Consider the following 14337-nt stretch of genomic DNA (forward strand, 5'->3'; position numbering starts at 1 on the left):
CCGGACCCCGTCGGATCCTTGGGAATCCGGCGGGGCCCGGCGGCGCGGCGGGCCGCCGGGCAGCCGAGCGGTCCCGATCGGCACCTCGGCGATCTCCTCCGCCCATGTCTGACCGCTTTTGACCGCTTACGGGGTGTGACTCGGGCCACGCAGATTGGGCGTAACGCTCGCGGGAGCAACGCGATGACCTAAGAGGTGACAGCCGCGGAGGGAATACGGACGCCATGACAGGCGCTGTGTATCTTCCCGGCCCCCGCCCGCTCCGTCGGCCCATCCCCAGGCCGGTGGTCGGCTCCTGTCCGCTGTGGATGGGGCCGGAAGCCGTTTTCCAACGTTCCGAGAGGTTGTTCGTGTCGGCCAGCACATCCCGTACGCTCCCGCCGGAGATCGCCGAGTCCGTCTCTGTCATGGCTCTCATTGAGCGGGGAAAGGCTGAGGGGCAGATCGCCGGCGACGATGTGCGTCGGGCCTTCGAAGCCGACCAGATTCCGGCCACTCAGTGGAAGAACGTACTGCGCAGCCTCAACCAGATCCTTGAGGAAGAGGGTGTGACGCTGATGGTCAGTGCAGCAGAGCCCAAGCGCACCCGAAAGAGCGTCGCAGCGAAGAGCCCGGCGAAGCGCACCGCCACCAAGACGGTCGCGGCGAAGACGGTGACCACCAGGAAGGCCACCGCCACCACGGCCGCGCCGGCCGTGCCCGCCGCCCCGGCAGCCGACGACCCCGCCGAGGACGTCGCACCCGCCAAGAAGGCAGCAGCAGCCAAGAAGACGACCGCCAAGAAGGCGGCCGCGAAGAAGACCGTCGCCAAGAAGACGGCCGCCAAGAAGACCACGGCCAAGAAGGACGACGCCGAACTCCTCGAGGAAGAGGTCCTCGAGGACACCAAGGTCGCCGACGAGCCCGAGGGTGCCGAGAGCGCCGGCTTCGTCCTGTCCGACGAGGACGAGGACGACGCGCCCGCCCAGCAGGTCGCTGCGGCCGGTGCCACCGCCGACCCGGTCAAGGACTACCTCAAGCAGATCGGCAAGGTCCCCCTGCTCAACGCCGAGCAGGAGGTCGAGCTGGCCAAGCGCATCGAGGCGGGTCTGTTCGCCGAGGACAAGCTGGCCAACGCCGACAAGCTGGCGCCCAAGCTCAAGCGCGAGCTGGAGATCATCGCCGAGGACGGCCGCCGCGCCAAGAACCACCTCCTGGAGGCCAACCTCCGTCTGGTGGTCTCCCTGGCCAAGCGCTACACCGGCCGCGGCATGCTCTTCCTGGACCTCATCCAGGAGGGCAACCTCGGTCTGATCCGTGCGGTGGAGAAGTTCGACTACACCAAGGGCTACAAGTTCTCCACGTACGCCACCTGGTGGATCCGTCAGGCGATCACCCGCGCCATGGCCGACCAGGCCCGCACCATCCGTATCCCGGTGCACATGGTCGAGGTCATCAACAAGCTCGCGCGCGTGCAGCGCCAGATGCTCCAGGACCTGGGCCGCGAGCCCACCCCGGAGGAGCTGGCCAAGGAACTCGACATGACCCCGGAGAAGGTCATCGAGGTCCAGAAGTACGGCCGTGAGCCCATCTCGCTCCACACCCCGCTGGGTGAGGACGGCGACAGCGAGTTCGGTGACCTCATCGAGGACTCCGAGGCCGTCGTCCCCGCCGACGCCGTCAGCTTCACGCTTCTGCAGGAGCAGCTGCACTCCGTTCTGGACACCCTGTCCGAGCGCGAGGCCGGCGTCGTCTCCATGCGTTTCGGTCTCACCGACGGTCAGCCGAAGACCCTCGACGAGATCGGCAAGGTCTACGGCGTGACGCGTGAGCGCATCCGTCAGATCGAGTCCAAGACCATGTCGAAGCTGCGCCACCCGTCGCGTTCGCAGGTGCTGCGCGACTACCTCGACTAGTCCCGCGTCTACGGCGGCGAAGGCCCGGTTCCCCTCGCGGGGGCCGGGCCTTCGTGCTGCGCGCAGCCGTGCTCTGGATGACTCTGGGTGTTCCGGTACCCATCCCAGAGTGAGGAGCATGCATGCGCCGTTCTGTTGTCCGGACTCTGATCCGGCCGCTGGCCCTGGCGGCCACCATGACCGCCATACCCCTGATGGGAGCGGCCTCCGTGGCCGCCGACAGTGTGGTCGTAGGGGGGTTTCCGATCGATGTCTCCCAGGCTCCGTGGACCGTGGCGCTCTCCAGCCGTGACCGGTTCGGGGGTACGCGCGCGGGGCAGTTCTGCGGCGGGGTGGCGGTCTCGCGGACCACCGTGCTCACCGCGGCCCATTGCATGGCCGACGACGTCCTGGGGGCGCCTCCGAACCGGGTGCGCGACCTCAAGGTCATCACGGGCCGAACAGACCTGCTGTCCTCCGAGGGGGCAGAGATCTCCGTACGGGACGCCGTGGTCAATCCCGACTACGACCCCGCGTCCAACGCCGGTGACTTCGCCGTGCTCACACTTGCCGAGCCGCTGCCGCAGAGTGCTGTCGTGTCCACAGCCTCGGCGGGCGACCCGGCCTACCGCGCAGGGACGGAAGCCCTGGTGTCCGGGTGGGGTGACACGACAGGCGGGGGCGCCTATGCGCGCCGTCTCCATGCCGCACGCATGCACGTGCTGTCCGACGATCTCTGTGCCCGCGCCTACCCGGGCGGTCCCGACGGCACCTACCAGGCCGACTCCATGCTCTGTGCCGGAGAGGCCGTGGGTGGGCCGGACGCCTGCCAGGGCGACAGCGGGGGCCCGCTGGTGGCTTCGGGGCGGCTGATCGGGCTCGTGTCCTGGGGGAGTGGCTGTGGCCGGCCGGGCAGCCCCGGTGTGTACACACGCGTATCCGACGTCCTGCGCACGCTGGGAGCGGCCGCTACGGACCCGCAGCGGCGCCACAGGGGCTCCTGAGCACGGCCATAGGGCATGAATGCGGGCGGCCGCTCCTGGTGAGGAGCGGCCGCCCGTTCACCGGCCTGTGCCGGCGCTGGCTCGTCGTGGTGCGAGAATCAGCGCTCGTCGTCGGAAGCGGTGCCCGGAACGGACGTCAGCCGCTCCGTCTCGTCCTGTATCTCAGCGGCGATCTTCTTGAGTTCCGGCTCGAACTTGCGGCCGTGGTGGGCGCAGAAGAGCAGTTCTCCGCCGCTGAGCAGCACGACGCGCAGGTATGCCTGGGCGCCGCAGCGGTCGCAGCGATCGGCGGCCGTCAGGTGGCTCGCGGGGGTCAGAACAGTAGTCACGTCGCCTCTTCTCTAGCTCGACGAGCTGTCGTACCAGGGTCAACATCCAACCAGCCCGAAAACGTTCCCGCTTGCGGCTTTTCCTCGAAAAAATCTTTCCGGGGCGGCTGTTTGCTGCCGGTTGGCGGCGAATGTGCCGTAGTGCGTCTCTTTGTGCTTACGGTTTCGCGCTGTCTTCGGTTCAACGTCCTCCCGGCCGGGTTGCCGGTTGTTCATGAGGACGTGCCCGGAGCCTAAATGGTTCATGCCTCCAATGGAACGTGATATGTACTTCACTCCATCGAGGGATCGAACATGCATGCGAGTCTGGACTAGGCTGAGTTCCCGACGAGGGTGGCGTTACAACGGCTCTACCAGGCCTCGGTACCCTCTGAGCGGCGACCGAAGCCGCCCCCCTACCCAGAAGGGGGTTACCTGAAATTCAGCGAGGAGCGAACCGCGTGACCGCCGATACGTCCGTGCCGTCCACAGCGCTGCTGGCAGGAGCAGACCGGGACGGTTCCAACTACACCGCGCGGCACCTGCTCGTCCTCGAGGGCCTCGAGGCCGTGCGCAAGCGCCCGGGCATGTACATCGGCTCGACCGACAGCCGCGGTCTGATGCACTGCCTGTGGGAGATCATCGACAACTCCGTGGACGAGGCCCTCGGGGGCTACTGCGACCACATCGAGGTGATCCTCCACGACGACGGCTCCGTCGAGGTACGGGACAACGGCCGCGGCATCCCCGTGGACGTGGAGCCCAAGACCGGCCTGTCCGGCGTCGAGGTCGTCATGACCAAGCTCCACGCCGGCGGCAAGTTCGGCGGAGGCTCCTACGCCGCCTCCGGCGGTCTGCACGGCGTGGGTGCCTCCGTGGTCAACGCGCTCTCCGGCCGTCTCGACATCGAGGTGGACCGCGGCGGCCACACCCACGCCATCAGCTTCCGGCGCGGTGTGCCGGGTGTCTTCCGGGGCGAGGGTCCGAGCGCGAAGTTCGAGGCCAAGAGCGGCCTGGTCAAGGCCAAGAAGATCCCCAAGACCCGCAGCGGCACGCGCACGCGGTACTGGGCCGACCGGCAGATCTTCCTCAAGGACGCCAAGCTCTCCCTGGAGACGCTGCACCAGCGCGCCCGGCAGACCGCCTTCCTGGTGCCGGGCCTGACGATCGTCGTCCGTGACGAGTTCGGTCTCGGTGAGGGCGGCAGCAAGGGCGAGGAGTCCTTCCGCTTCGACGGCGGCATCAGCGAGTTCTGCGAGTACCTGGCGAAGGACAAGCCGGTCTGCGATGTTCTCCGCTTCACCGGTCATGGCACCTTCAAGGAGACCGTCCCGGTCCTGGACGAGCACGGCCAGATGACCCCGACCGAGGTGACGCGTGAGCTGGGCGTCGACGTCGCGCTGCGCTGGGGCACGGGTTACGACACGACGCTCAGGTCCTTCGTCAACATCATCGCCACCCCGAAGGGCGGCACCCACGTCGCCGGTTTCGAGCAGGCCGTCACCAAGACGCTGAACGAGATGCTGCGCGCCAAGAAAATGCTGCGCGTGGCCGAGGACGACATCGTCAAGGACGACGCCCTGGAGGGCCTGACCGCGGTCGTCACGGTGCGACTGGCCGAGCCGCAGTTCGAGGGCCAGACCAAGGAAGTGCTCGGCACCTCGGCGGCCCGCCGCATCGTGTTCAACGTGATCACCAAGGAACTCAAGGCGTTCCTGACGAGCACGAAGCGGGACGCGGCCGCCCAGGCCCGGGTCGTCATGGAGAAGGTGGTCGCCGCCGCCCGTACGCGTGTCGCGGCCCGCCAGCACAAGGACGCCCAGCGGCGGAAGACCGCTCTGGAGTCCTCGTCCCTGCCGGCCAAGCTCGCCGACTGCCGCAGCGACGACGTCGACCGCAGTGAGCTGTTCATCGTCGAGGGCGACTCCGCGCTCGGTACGGCGAAGCTGGCCCGGAACTCCGAGTTCCAGGCGCTGCTGCCGATCCGGGGCAAGATCCTCAACGTACAGCGGTCGTCGGTGACCGACATGCTCAAGAACGCCGAGTGCGGCGCGATCATCCAGGTCATAGGAGCCGGGTCGGGCCGTACGTTCGACATCGACCAGGCGCGCTACGGCAAGATCATCATGATGACCGACGCCGATGTGGACGGCTCCCACATCCGGTGCCTGCTGCTGACGCTGTTCCAGCGCTACATGCGCCCCATGGTCGAGGCGGGCCGGGTCTTCGCCGCGGTGCCGCCGCTGCATCGCGTCGAGCTGATCCAGCCGAAGAAGGGCCAGGACAAGTACGTCTACACGTACTCGGACCGTGAGCTGCGCGACAAGCTCATGGAGTTCCAGAGCAAGGGCATCCGGTACAAGGACTCCATCCAGCGCTACAAGGGTCTGGGCGAGATGGACGCCGACCAGCTGGCCGAGACCACGATGGACCCGCGCCACCGCACCCTGCGCCGGATCAACCTCTCCGACCTGGAGGCCGCCGAACAGGTCTTCGACCTGCTCATGGGCAATGACGTGGCGCCGCGCAAGGAGTTCATCTCCAGCTCGGCGGCGACACTGGACCGTTCGCGCATCGACGCGTAGCCGCTGAGCGGGCTTCGGCCGACCGGGCTGCTCACTGGGAGTGGGCCGGTCGGCCGAAGCGTGTCCGTTGGCTGTGCCGCCAGGCTGCCTCCCGACCCCGACCCCGACCCCGACCCCGACCCTGACCCCGCCCCTGGCCGGCAGGCGCGGCCGACCAGCGGCGCGGCGGCCCGCACCTCAGGCCTCACCACAGGCTTCTCCACCCATGGGTGGAGGCCGGCCGGTCGCAGGATTCCACCCGTGATCCACCCCCGCTCCGATCTCCTGACCTGCGCATTTCCGTAACTTCGAAGGCGTCGGCAGCGCTCGCTTCCGACACCACCTTCTCGTGACGGAGGCAGTGATGTCCGGGCTCGTCAACGCATTGGTGATCGTGGCCGTCGTCGCCATAGTGATCGCGCGCCAGTTCCGCGCCCGTGCGATCGACACCGACCGGCGCTGGTGGCTGCTGCCTGTGATCCTCGCGGTCGTCGCGCTGCGCGAGCCCGGCATACTCGACGCCCACCACCGCACCGCATCCGCCGCGCTGCTCGCGGTGGAGGTGCTCATCGGCCTGGCCACGGGCGCAGGCTGGGCCTGGACCACGCGGATCTGGACGGCACCCGACGGAGTCGTGTGGACTAAGAGCACCAAGGCCAGCGTCGTCGTATGGATCGTCGGCATAGCCCTGCGGGTCGGCGTCTTCGCCCTCGGTAGCGTGGCTGGCGTGCACCAGGACAGCTCGGCACTGATGCTCGGCCTCGCCGGCACCCTGCTGGTCCGTGCCGGGATCCTGGCCTGGCGGGCGCAGGCGGTGGGCTCCGCGAGTCACCCGGTCCCGGCGTACGGTGACGACGTGCGGTCGGCGTGGACGGAGCGCGCATGACGGAGAACGCCTGGACGCGCTGGCCGTCGCGTGAGGCGCTCGGCCGTGCGGGAATCTCCCGGTCTCGGCGCATGCTCGCCTGGGCCGTCAGGATGCTGGTGATCGCCCTGCTGCTGTGGGGTGCGTTCAGCCAGAAGCACGTCGGCATCTGGGGCGCGCTTGCCGCCGCTGCGGTCGTCCTGTTGGCCGGTCTCCTCTCCTGGGGCTATTTCCGCACGACCTACGCACATCGGCTGGTGCCCTCGCTGGTGCTCATCAGTGTGCTCCTGGGCATAGCGGTCGCGGCCCAGGCCACGGGGTTCAGAGGACCGGCCCTGATGATCTGGTGCGGGTGCGGGATCGCCGCCCTGGAGAGACTCCCCTTGGGAGCCGCCCTGCCCGTGACGTCGGTGGCGCTGGCCTCGTACTCCGCCTTCAACAACGACGTGTGGCTGACCACGGCGGCGACCGTGGCGGGCATGGCCCTCGCCGGCTATGTCCTGCGACTGGACGCGGAGGCCCGGGGCAGTGCGCAGCGGCTGCTCGCCCAGGAGCGGGCCGCGAGGGCCGCCGAGGCGGAGTCGGCGGCGCTGGGCGAGCGGGCGAGGATCGCCCGGGAGATCCACGATGTGCTGGCCCACAGTCTCTCGGCACAGCTCGTACATCTCGAGGCGGCCCGGCTGCTGATCGAGCGCGGCGCCGACCGGGAGCAGATCCTGGAGCGGGTGGTGGCCGCCCGGGGCATGGCTCGCGACGGCCTCGCCGAGACCCGGCAGGCGCTGTCCGCGCTGCGTGGGGAGCTGACCCCCTTGGAGGACTACCTGACCGAACTCGTCAGTGCGGCCGACGGCGCCGAGGTCACCGTCACGGGTGAGCGCAGACACCTGTCGGCCGAGGCGTCCCAGGCCGTGCGCCGGGTGGCGCAGGAGGCACTGACGAACGTCCGTAAGCACGCCCACGGCGCCAAGGTGCACCTGCGACTCGACTACGGGGAGCACGAAGTGACGCTGGACGTACGGGACTCGGGCGGTCGGCCGGGCGAACTCACCGGGTCCGGTGGCGGGTACGGTCTGCTGGGGATGCGGGAGCGCGCCGAACTGCTGGGCGGCTCGCTGGACGCGGGGCCGGCCGAGGAGGGGTTCATGGTGACGCTGAAGGTGCCTGTATGACGGAGACGGAGGGGGAGAAGAAGCCCGCGCGGGTGGTGGTCGCCGACGACCAGACGGTGGTCCGGGAAGGCATCGTGATGCTGCTCGGGCTGCTGCCCGGTGTGGAGGTCGTGGGTTCCGCGGGGGACGGTGAGGAGGCGGTGCGGCTGGTCGGGGAACTCGCCCCCGACGTGGTCCTGATGGACCTGCGGATGCCCCGCTGCGACGGCGTGGAGGCCACGCGGCGGATCCGGGCGGAGTACCCGGGGACCCAGGTGGTGGTGCTCACCACGTACGCGGACGACGAGTCGCTGTTCCCTGCGCTGCGCGCCGGAGCCCGGGGTTATCTCACCAAGGACGCGGGCGGCGACGAGATCGTGCGCGCCGTGGAGAGCGTCCTGTCGGGGGATGCCGGACTGTCGCCCAGCATTCAACGTCGGCTGCTGGAAAGGCTGTCGGAACCCGAGCCCGGACCCGGCCCGGCTGCAGCCGCGGCGCCCGACGGGCTGACCACGCGGGAGACGGAGGTACTGGTGCTGATCGCCGAGGGCTTGAGCAACCAGGAGATCGCCCGCAAGCTGCATGTGTCCACCGCGACCGTGAAGACGCACATCAACAACCTCTTCGCCAAGACGGGCGTCAAGGACCGGGCGCAGGCGGTGCGGTACGCGTACGGGAAGGGGCTGGTGCGGCCACACACGGAGTGAATCACCTGATGGGGTGAAGAGCCGGAGGAAGAAGAGTCAGGGATCTTACCGATCTGTCCATCCTTGGGCATGCAGTCAAGCAACGGCCGTGACCAGGGAGCCGGGGACGGTTCCGGGAGTGCGGCCGAGAGTCGACAAGACCCCGGCGCCGCTTCCCGCGACGTGAGGTACGAGGACCCTTGGTACGACGCACTGGCCTCCGGCTGGGGCGAGCTGGACGGCACCGGCATGCCGGCACGGCCCGTGCCCGCCGCGCGCGAGGAGCAGGACGGACCGGAGGTTCGCGCTCGTGACGTGTACGTAGAGGTGCAGCGCAGCGAGGCGTTCCAGGAGGTGCGCAGCCGGTACCGAAGGTTCGTGGTGCCGGGGGTTGCCGCCTTTCTCGTCTGGTACGTGGGGTACGTGGTTGCCGCGACGACCGCGCCCGGGCTCATGGCCCGTCCCGTGGTGGGGGCGGTGAACGTGGCGATGCTGGCGGGGCTCGGGCAGTTCCTCAGCACATTCCTGCTCACCTGGGCGTACGCCCGGCATGCCCGGCTGCGCCGGGACCGGGCCGCGCTGGAGCTGCGCTGGGACACCCAGGAACTGACGCGCGGAGCCCGGGGAGGTGCCTCGTGACCGGCGATCACCAGATGCTGGCGCTGTTGCTGTTCAGCGGGTTCGTGGCCGTCACCCTGGGGATCACGACGTGGGTGAGCCGCAGGCGGCGCGGCTCGGCGGAGGAGTTCTACGCGGGCGGGCGGCTCTTCTCCCCGATGGAGAATGGTTTTGCCATCGCGGGTGACTACATGTCGGCCGCATCCTTCCTCGGGGTCACCGGGCTCATCGCGTTGTTCGGCTACGACGGGATGCTGTATGTGGTGGGCTTCCTCGTGGCCTGGCTGGTCGTGCTGTTCCTGGTGGCGGAACTGGTGCGCAACTGTGGGCGGTTCACCCTGGCCGACGTGGTGGCCGCGCGGATGAGTGAGCGGCCGGTGCGGATCGCGGCGGGAACGTCCTCGGTCACGGTGTCCGTTCTCTATTTGGTGGCGCAAATGGTGGGCGCGGGCAGCCTGGTGGCGCTGCTGCTGGGGCGGACGAGTGAGGAGGCGCAGGCCTGGACGGTCATCGGGGTCGGCGCTCTGATGGTGATCTATGTGTCGTTGGGAGGGATGCGGGCCACCACCTGGATCCAGATCGTGAAGGCGGTCCTGCTGCTCAGCGGGACGGTCGTGCTGACTGTGCTGGTGCTGGTGCGGTTCCACGGGGACCCCGACCGGCTGCTGCTCACGGCCGCGGAGCGCAGCGGCCATGGGACCGCGTTCCTGGCGCCGGGACTGAAGTACGGCGGGAGCTGGACCGCCCGGTTCGACTTCATCAGCCTGGGGCTCGCGTTGGTGCTGGGTACGGCGGGGCTGCCGCACATCCTGTCCCGCTTCTACACCGTCCCGACCGCGCGGGCGGCCCGCCGCTCGGCGGTGTGGTCCATCGGTCTGATCGGCGGCTTCTATCTGATGACCATCGTCCTGGGCTTCGGGGCAGCCGCCCTGGTGGGGCCGGACGCCGTGAGCCGCTCGAACGCGGCCGGGAACACGGCGGTACCCCTGCTCGCCCTCGACGTGGGCGGCGGCGCCGGTTCCACCGGGGGAACGGTTCTGTTCGCGGTCGTCGCGGCCGTCGCCTTCGCCACGATCCTGGCCGTGGTCGCCGGGATCACGCTCGCCTCCTCGGCGGCCGTGGCGCACGACCTGTATGCGTCGCTGCGGCGGCCGCACGCCAAGGGCCGCAGCGAGGTGGCGGTGGCACGGATCGCGGCGGTCGGCATCGGCGTCGTGGCGATCGCGCTGGGCCTACTGGCTCGCGACCTCAACGTCGCCTTCCTGGTCGGCCTCGCCTTCGCCGTGGCCGCGTCGGCCAACCTGCCCGTGCTGCTGTACTCGCTGTTCTGGCGGGGCTTCACCACGCGCGGCGCGGTGTGGGCCGTATACGGCGGTCTGGTCCCGGCGCTCGGGCTGGTGCTGCTGTCACCGGTGGTGTCCGGCAGCCCGGACTCGCTCTTCCCGGACGTCGACTTCCAGTACTTCCCCCTGCAGAATCCGGGCATCGTCTCGATCCCGCTCGGCTTCCTCGCGGGCTGGCTGGGCACGGTCACCTCGGACGAGGCCGCGGACGACGCCAAGTACGCGGAGACCGAGGTGCGGTCGCTGACCGGGGCGGGAGCCGCCTAGGCGCGCGGCCGTACAGCCGGTTACGGCGCCACCCATGCGTACCGGTGTTCCGGGCGGCCGGTGTCGCCGTACCTCAGGGAGAGGCGGAGGCGGCCCGCCTGTTCCAGGTGGCGGAGGTAGCGCTGGGCCGTGGAGCGGCTCAGGCCGGTTCTGGCGGCGACCTCGTGGGCCGACATCGGGTGGCCCGCGCGGTGCAGGACGCCGCAGATGAGGTCTGTCGTGGGCTCCGAATGGCCGCTGGGCAGGCCCGGCGCGGACGGGGCGGGGGAGGTGCGCAGGGCGCCGAAGATCCGGTCGACCTGTTCCTGGCCGGTCAGACCCCGGCCGCCCACGCGGTCGACGGTGCGGCGCAGGGCCGCGTAGGAGTCCAGGCGGGTGCGCAGGGCGGCGAAGGTGAAGGGCTTGACCAGGTAGTGCAGGGCGCCCAGGCGCATCGCCTGCTGCACGGTCGTCACATCGCTGGCCGCAGTGATCATGATGACGTCGGTGCCGTGGCCCTGCTCCCGCATCCGGTGGACGAGTTCGAGGCCGGTCCGGTCCGGCAGGTAGTGGTCGAGCAGGACGAGGTCGATGGCGTCGCGCTCGACGGCCGCCAGCGCCTGGGCGGCGCTGTGCGCGCGGGCGGTCACCCGGAAGCCGGGAACCTTCCCCACGTATTTGGCGTTTATCTCAGCGACGCGGAAGTCGTCGTCCACCACCAGGACGTCAATCATCAGGCCTCTCCTTCAAGGCCGGCGAGCGTTAAGCCCGTGTTTCGTGCTCCGCAGTTGTAGCGCGAGCAAAATGAGCACAACAGGTTCTTGCGAGCAAAAGAACGGCTTGTGCTCACAAGACTGCTGCTGTGGCCGGGGCCACACCTACCGTCCCGGCCCATGAGCGCAGACACGAGCCCCGCCATCGAGCTACGGGGCGCGAGCAAGACCTTCAAGACCCCGTCGGGGGGTCTGCACACGGCCGTGCGCGGCCTGGACCTCACCGTGCAGCGCGGCGAGTTCGTGGCCGTCGTCGGGCCGACCGGTTGCGGGAAGTCCACCACGCTGACCCTCGTCAGCGGCCTGGAGGAGCCCACCGAGGGCGAGGTGCTGGTGGCCGGGCAGCCGGTCGACGGCGTCGGCGACAAGGTCGGTTTCGTCTTCCAGCAGGACGCCACCTTCCCCTGGCGGACGGTCCTGTCCAACGTGATGGCGGGCCCGCGCTTCCGGGGAGTGCCCAAGGCGGAGGCCAAGCAGAAGGCCCGGGAATGGCTGGCCCGGGTCGGGCTCGCGGCCTTCGAGGACCGCTACCCGCACCAGCTCTCCGGCGGGCAGCGCAAGCGCGTCGCCCTCGCCGCCACCTTCGTCAACGACCCCGAGATCCTGCTCATGGACGAGCCGTTCTCGGCGCTCGACGTGCAGACCCGGGCGCTGATGTCGGACGAGCTGCTGGAGCTGTGGGAGGGCACGGGTGCCTCCGTCGTCTTCGTCACCCACGACCTGGAGGAGTCCATCGCGCTGGCCGACAAGGTCGTCGTGATGACCGCCGGACCCGCGACGGTGAAGCAGGTCTTCGACATCGACCTGCCCCGGCCGCGCAAGGTCGAGTCCGTCCGCCTGGAGCCGCGGTTCATCGAGATCTACCGCGAGATCTGGGAGTCCCTCGGCGAAGAGGTCCGCATCACCCGCGAGAGGGGTGCCGCCCATGTCGCCTGAGGTCATCACCACGCCGGTCGTCGAGACCGCCAAGACCCCGGACCGCGCGCGGTCGCGGGCCCAGGCCGCCCGCAGACGCAAGGTGGCCGTCGCGGCCGCCCGGGTGCTGCTCCTGGTGGCCGTGCTCGGCCTGTGGGAGGCGCTGTCCCGGACCAAGGTCATCGACCCGTTCAACTTCTCGATGCCCTCGGACATCTGGAACCAGATCTACTCGTGGATGCTGCACGGGACGTCGCTCGGATCCCTGGGTGAGCAGATCTGGTACACGCTGTACGAGGCACTCCTCGGCTGGATCATCGGTGTCGCGGCCGGTGTCCTCTTCGGTATCGCCCTCGGCCGGATCGCCTTCCTCGCCGACCTCCTTGGTCCATACATCAAGGTGCTCAACTCCATACCGAGGATCGTCCTTGCTCCGATCTTCCTGATCTGGTTCGGGCTGGGCCCTGCCTCCAAGGTCGCGTCGGCGGTGGTGCTCGTCTTCTTCCCGGTGTTCTTCAACGCCTTCCAGGGATCCCGTGAAGTCGACCGCAACCTGGTCGCCAACGCTCGGATCCTGGGTGCGAGCGACCGCCAGGTGACCCTCCAGGTGGTCATCCCGTCGGCCACCTCCTGGATCTTCACCAGCCTCCACGTCAGCTTCGGCTTCGCCCTCATCGGCGCCATCGTCGGCGAGTACATCGGCGCCACCAAGGGCATCGGCCTGCTCGTCGCCCAGTCGCAGGGCACCTTGAACTCCGCCGGCGTGTACGCCGCGATGGTCATCCTCGCGGTCGTCGCCCTCGTCGCGGAGGGGCTGCTCACCTTCGCCGAACGCCGCATCTTCCGCTGGAAGTCCACCAACTCCGGGCACTGAACGCCCCCTCCTGCCACCCCCCGTCCTCCCCGCACCGCCCTCTCACAAGGACGTGAACCGCCATGCGCAAGACCGCCAGATACGCATCGCTCGCCGCCACCGGCCTGCTCGCCCTCACCTCCCTCACCGCCTGCGCCAATGACGTGGCGAGTACCACCTCCACCGGCAGCAAGGGCGACGGCAAGGGCACGAAGGTCAAGATCATGGTCGGTGGCCTGGACAAGGTCATCTACCTGCCCGCGATGCTCACCCAGCGGCTCGGCTACTTCGACGCCGAGGGCCTCGACGTGGAGCTGCTGAGCGAGCCCGCCGGCGTCCAGGCCGAGACCGCGCTCGTCTCCGGACAGGTCCAGGGAGCCGTCGGCTTCTACGACCACACCCTCGATCTCCAGACGAAGGGCAAGGCCGTCGAATCCGTCGTGCAGTTCTCGCAGGCGCCCGGCGAGGTGGAGGTCGTCTCCACCAAGAAGGCCGGCGACATCACGTCGCCCAAGGACTTCAAGGGCAAGAAGCTCGGTGTCACCGGTCTCGGCGCCTCCACCGACTTCCTCACCAAGTACCTCGCGGTCAAGAACGGCGTGAAGGTGAACGAGTTCAGCCCGGTCGCCGTGGGAGCCGGCCCCACGTTCATCGCGGCGCTCCAGAACGGTTCCATCGACGCAGGCATGACGACCGACCCGACGGTCGCGACGATCCTGTCGAAGAAGGCGGGCAAGGTCCTCCTCGACATGCGGACGCCCGAAGGCTCGCAGGAGGCGCTCGGCGGCCCGTACCCGTCGTCAAGCCTGTACATGCAGACGGACTGGGTCAACAGCCACAAGGACACTGTCCAGAAGTTGGCCAATGCATTCGTCAAGACGCTCAAGTGGATGTCCACCCACAGCGCGGACGAGATCGCCGCCAAGATGCCCGCCGACTACTCCCAGGGCAGCAAGACGCTGTACGCCCAGGCGATCAAGAGCACGCTGCCGATGTTCACCAAGGACGGCGTGATGCCCGCGAACGGCCCCGAGACCGTCGAGAAGGTCCTCAAGTCGTTCAACCCCAACATCAAGAACGCCAAGGTGGACCTGAGCAAGACCTACACGACCGAGTTCGTCAACGCCGCCAAGTAAGGCA

Annotated in this window: 13 protein-coding genes; 11 read left to right on the top strand and 2 right to left on the bottom strand. The window is 69.0% G+C overall.

What is annotated here, in order from left to right; genetic code table 11:
- The first annotated feature begins 350 nt into the window (after positions 1 to 350).
- Both ACZ5DS_RS04920 and ACZ5DS_RS04925 read left to right on the top strand, forming a co-directional pair.
- Positions 351 to 1895 (top strand): RNA polymerase sigma factor, encoded by a 1545-nt coding sequence (locus tag ACZ5DS_RS04920; RefSeq protein ID WP_468234182.1) that lies wholly within the window; start codon positions 351 to 353, stop codon positions 1893 to 1895.
- A 122-nt stretch (positions 1896 to 2017) separates the two neighbouring features.
- Entirely contained in the window at positions 2018 to 2878 is an 861-nt protein-coding gene (locus tag ACZ5DS_RS04925) for a serine protease (RefSeq protein ID WP_468234184.1), read from the top strand.
- Positions 2879 to 2976: 98 nt separating this feature from the next.
- On the opposite strand, the gene ACZ5DS_RS04930 is transcribed toward ACZ5DS_RS04925, so the two are convergent.
- Positions 2977 to 3207, bottom strand: a complete 231-nt coding sequence (locus ACZ5DS_RS04930) for a DUF7455 domain-containing protein (protein ID WP_468234186.1) — start codon at positions 3205 to 3207, stop codon at positions 2977 to 2979.
- A gap of 440 nt (positions 3208 to 3647) precedes the next feature.
- Between ACZ5DS_RS04930 and ACZ5DS_RS04935 the strand changes: the two genes are divergently transcribed.
- The 6 genes from ACZ5DS_RS04935 (at position 3648) to ACZ5DS_RS04960 (ending at position 10677) form a co-directional block, all read left to right on the top strand.
- Positions 3648 to 5771, top strand: coding sequence for a DNA gyrase/topoisomerase IV subunit B (locus ACZ5DS_RS04935; RefSeq protein ID WP_468234189.1), 2124 nt, complete (start codon positions 3648 to 3650; stop codon positions 5769 to 5771).
- A gap of 343 nt (positions 5772 to 6114) precedes the next feature.
- A complete protein-coding gene (locus tag ACZ5DS_RS04940) occupies positions 6115 to 6636 on the top strand; it encodes a DUF1453 domain-containing protein (RefSeq protein WP_468235087.1) in 522 nt (173 codons plus the stop codon).
- Positions 6633 to 7784, top strand: coding sequence for a sensor histidine kinase (locus ACZ5DS_RS04945; RefSeq protein ID WP_468234192.1), 1152 nt, complete (start codon positions 6633 to 6635; stop codon positions 7782 to 7784). The genes ACZ5DS_RS04940 and ACZ5DS_RS04945 overlap by 4 nt, the downstream gene beginning before the upstream one ends.
- On the top strand, positions 7781 to 8470 hold the full coding sequence (locus ACZ5DS_RS04950; protein ID WP_468234195.1) for a response regulator transcription factor: 690 nt from the start codon (positions 7781 to 7783) through the stop codon (positions 8468 to 8470). The genes ACZ5DS_RS04945 and ACZ5DS_RS04950 overlap by 4 nt, the downstream gene beginning before the upstream one ends.
- A gap of 69 nt (positions 8471 to 8539) precedes the next feature.
- Entirely contained in the window at positions 8540 to 9088 is a 549-nt protein-coding gene (locus ACZ5DS_RS04955) for a DUF485 domain-containing protein (protein WP_468234198.1), read from the top strand.
- Positions 9085 to 10677 carry a solute symporter family protein gene (locus tag ACZ5DS_RS04960; RefSeq protein ID WP_468234201.1) on the top strand — a complete coding sequence of 531 codons (1593 nt, stop codon included), beginning with the start codon at positions 9085 to 9087 and terminating at the stop codon, positions 10675 to 10677. The genes ACZ5DS_RS04955 and ACZ5DS_RS04960 overlap by 4 nt, the downstream gene beginning before the upstream one ends.
- A 20-nt stretch (positions 10678 to 10697) precedes the next feature.
- On the opposite strand, the gene ACZ5DS_RS04965 is transcribed toward ACZ5DS_RS04960, so the two are convergent.
- Complete coding sequence (locus ACZ5DS_RS04965; RefSeq protein WP_468234204.1) at positions 10698 to 11390, bottom strand: response regulator; 693 nt, start codon at positions 11388 to 11390, stop codon at positions 10698 to 10700.
- Positions 11391 to 11549: 159 nt separating this feature from the next.
- Here ACZ5DS_RS04965 and ACZ5DS_RS04970 point away from each other — a divergent pair, with 159 nt between their 5' ends.
- The 3 genes from ACZ5DS_RS04970 (at position 11550) to ACZ5DS_RS04980 (ending at position 14333) form a co-directional block, all read left to right on the top strand.
- Positions 11550 to 12365 (top strand): ABC transporter ATP-binding protein, encoded by an 816-nt coding sequence (locus tag ACZ5DS_RS04970; protein ID WP_468234207.1) that lies wholly within the window; start codon positions 11550 to 11552, stop codon positions 12363 to 12365.
- On the top strand, positions 12355 to 13218 hold the full coding sequence (locus tag ACZ5DS_RS04975; RefSeq protein WP_468234210.1) for an ABC transporter permease: 864 nt from the start codon (positions 12355 to 12357) through the stop codon (positions 13216 to 13218). Before ACZ5DS_RS04970 ends, ACZ5DS_RS04975 begins: the two co-directional genes overlap by 11 nt.
- Before the next feature lie 62 nt (positions 13219 to 13280).
- The gene (locus ACZ5DS_RS04980; RefSeq protein ID WP_468234212.1) at positions 13281 to 14333 is read left to right on the top strand and encodes an ABC transporter substrate-binding protein; all 1053 of its coding nucleotides are present in this window, start codon (positions 13281 to 13283) and stop codon (positions 14331 to 14333) included.
- Positions 14334 to 14337: the final 4 nt, after the last annotated feature.

The sequence above is a fragment of the Streptomyces sp. NPDC031100 genome (assembly GCF_055570785.1).

Bases quoted from the DNA above. Each gene is read 5' to 3' on its own strand.
- ACZ5DS_RS04925 (WP_468234184.1), top strand. From the start codon at position 2,018: ATGCGCCGTTCTGTTGTCCGGACTCTGATCCGGCCGCTGGCCCTGGCG.
- ACZ5DS_RS04940 (WP_468235087.1), top strand. From the start codon at position 6,115: ATGTCCGGGCTCGTCAACGCATTGGTGATCGTGGCCGTCGTCGCCATA.
- ACZ5DS_RS04945 (WP_468234192.1), top strand. From the start codon at position 6,633: ATGACGGAGAACGCCTGGACGCGCTGGCCGTCGCGTGAGGCGCTCGGC.
- ACZ5DS_RS04950 (WP_468234195.1), top strand. From the start codon at position 7,781: ATGACGGAGACGGAGGGGGAGAAGAAGCCCGCGCGGGTGGTGGTCGCC.
- ACZ5DS_RS04955 (WP_468234198.1), top strand. From the start codon at position 8,540: ATGCAGTCAAGCAACGGCCGTGACCAGGGAGCCGGGGACGGTTCCGGG.
- ACZ5DS_RS04965 (WP_468234204.1), bottom strand. From the start codon at position 11,390: ATGATTGACGTCCTGGTGGTGGACGACGACTTCCGCGTCGCTGAGATA.
- ACZ5DS_RS04970 (WP_468234207.1), top strand. From the start codon at position 11,550: ATGAGCGCAGACACGAGCCCCGCCATCGAGCTACGGGGCGCGAGCAAG.
- ACZ5DS_RS04975 (WP_468234210.1), top strand. From the start codon at position 12,355: ATGTCGCCTGAGGTCATCACCACGCCGGTCGTCGAGACCGCCAAGACC.
- ACZ5DS_RS04980 (WP_468234212.1), top strand. From the start codon at position 13,281: ATGCGCAAGACCGCCAGATACGCATCGCTCGCCGCCACCGGCCTGCTC.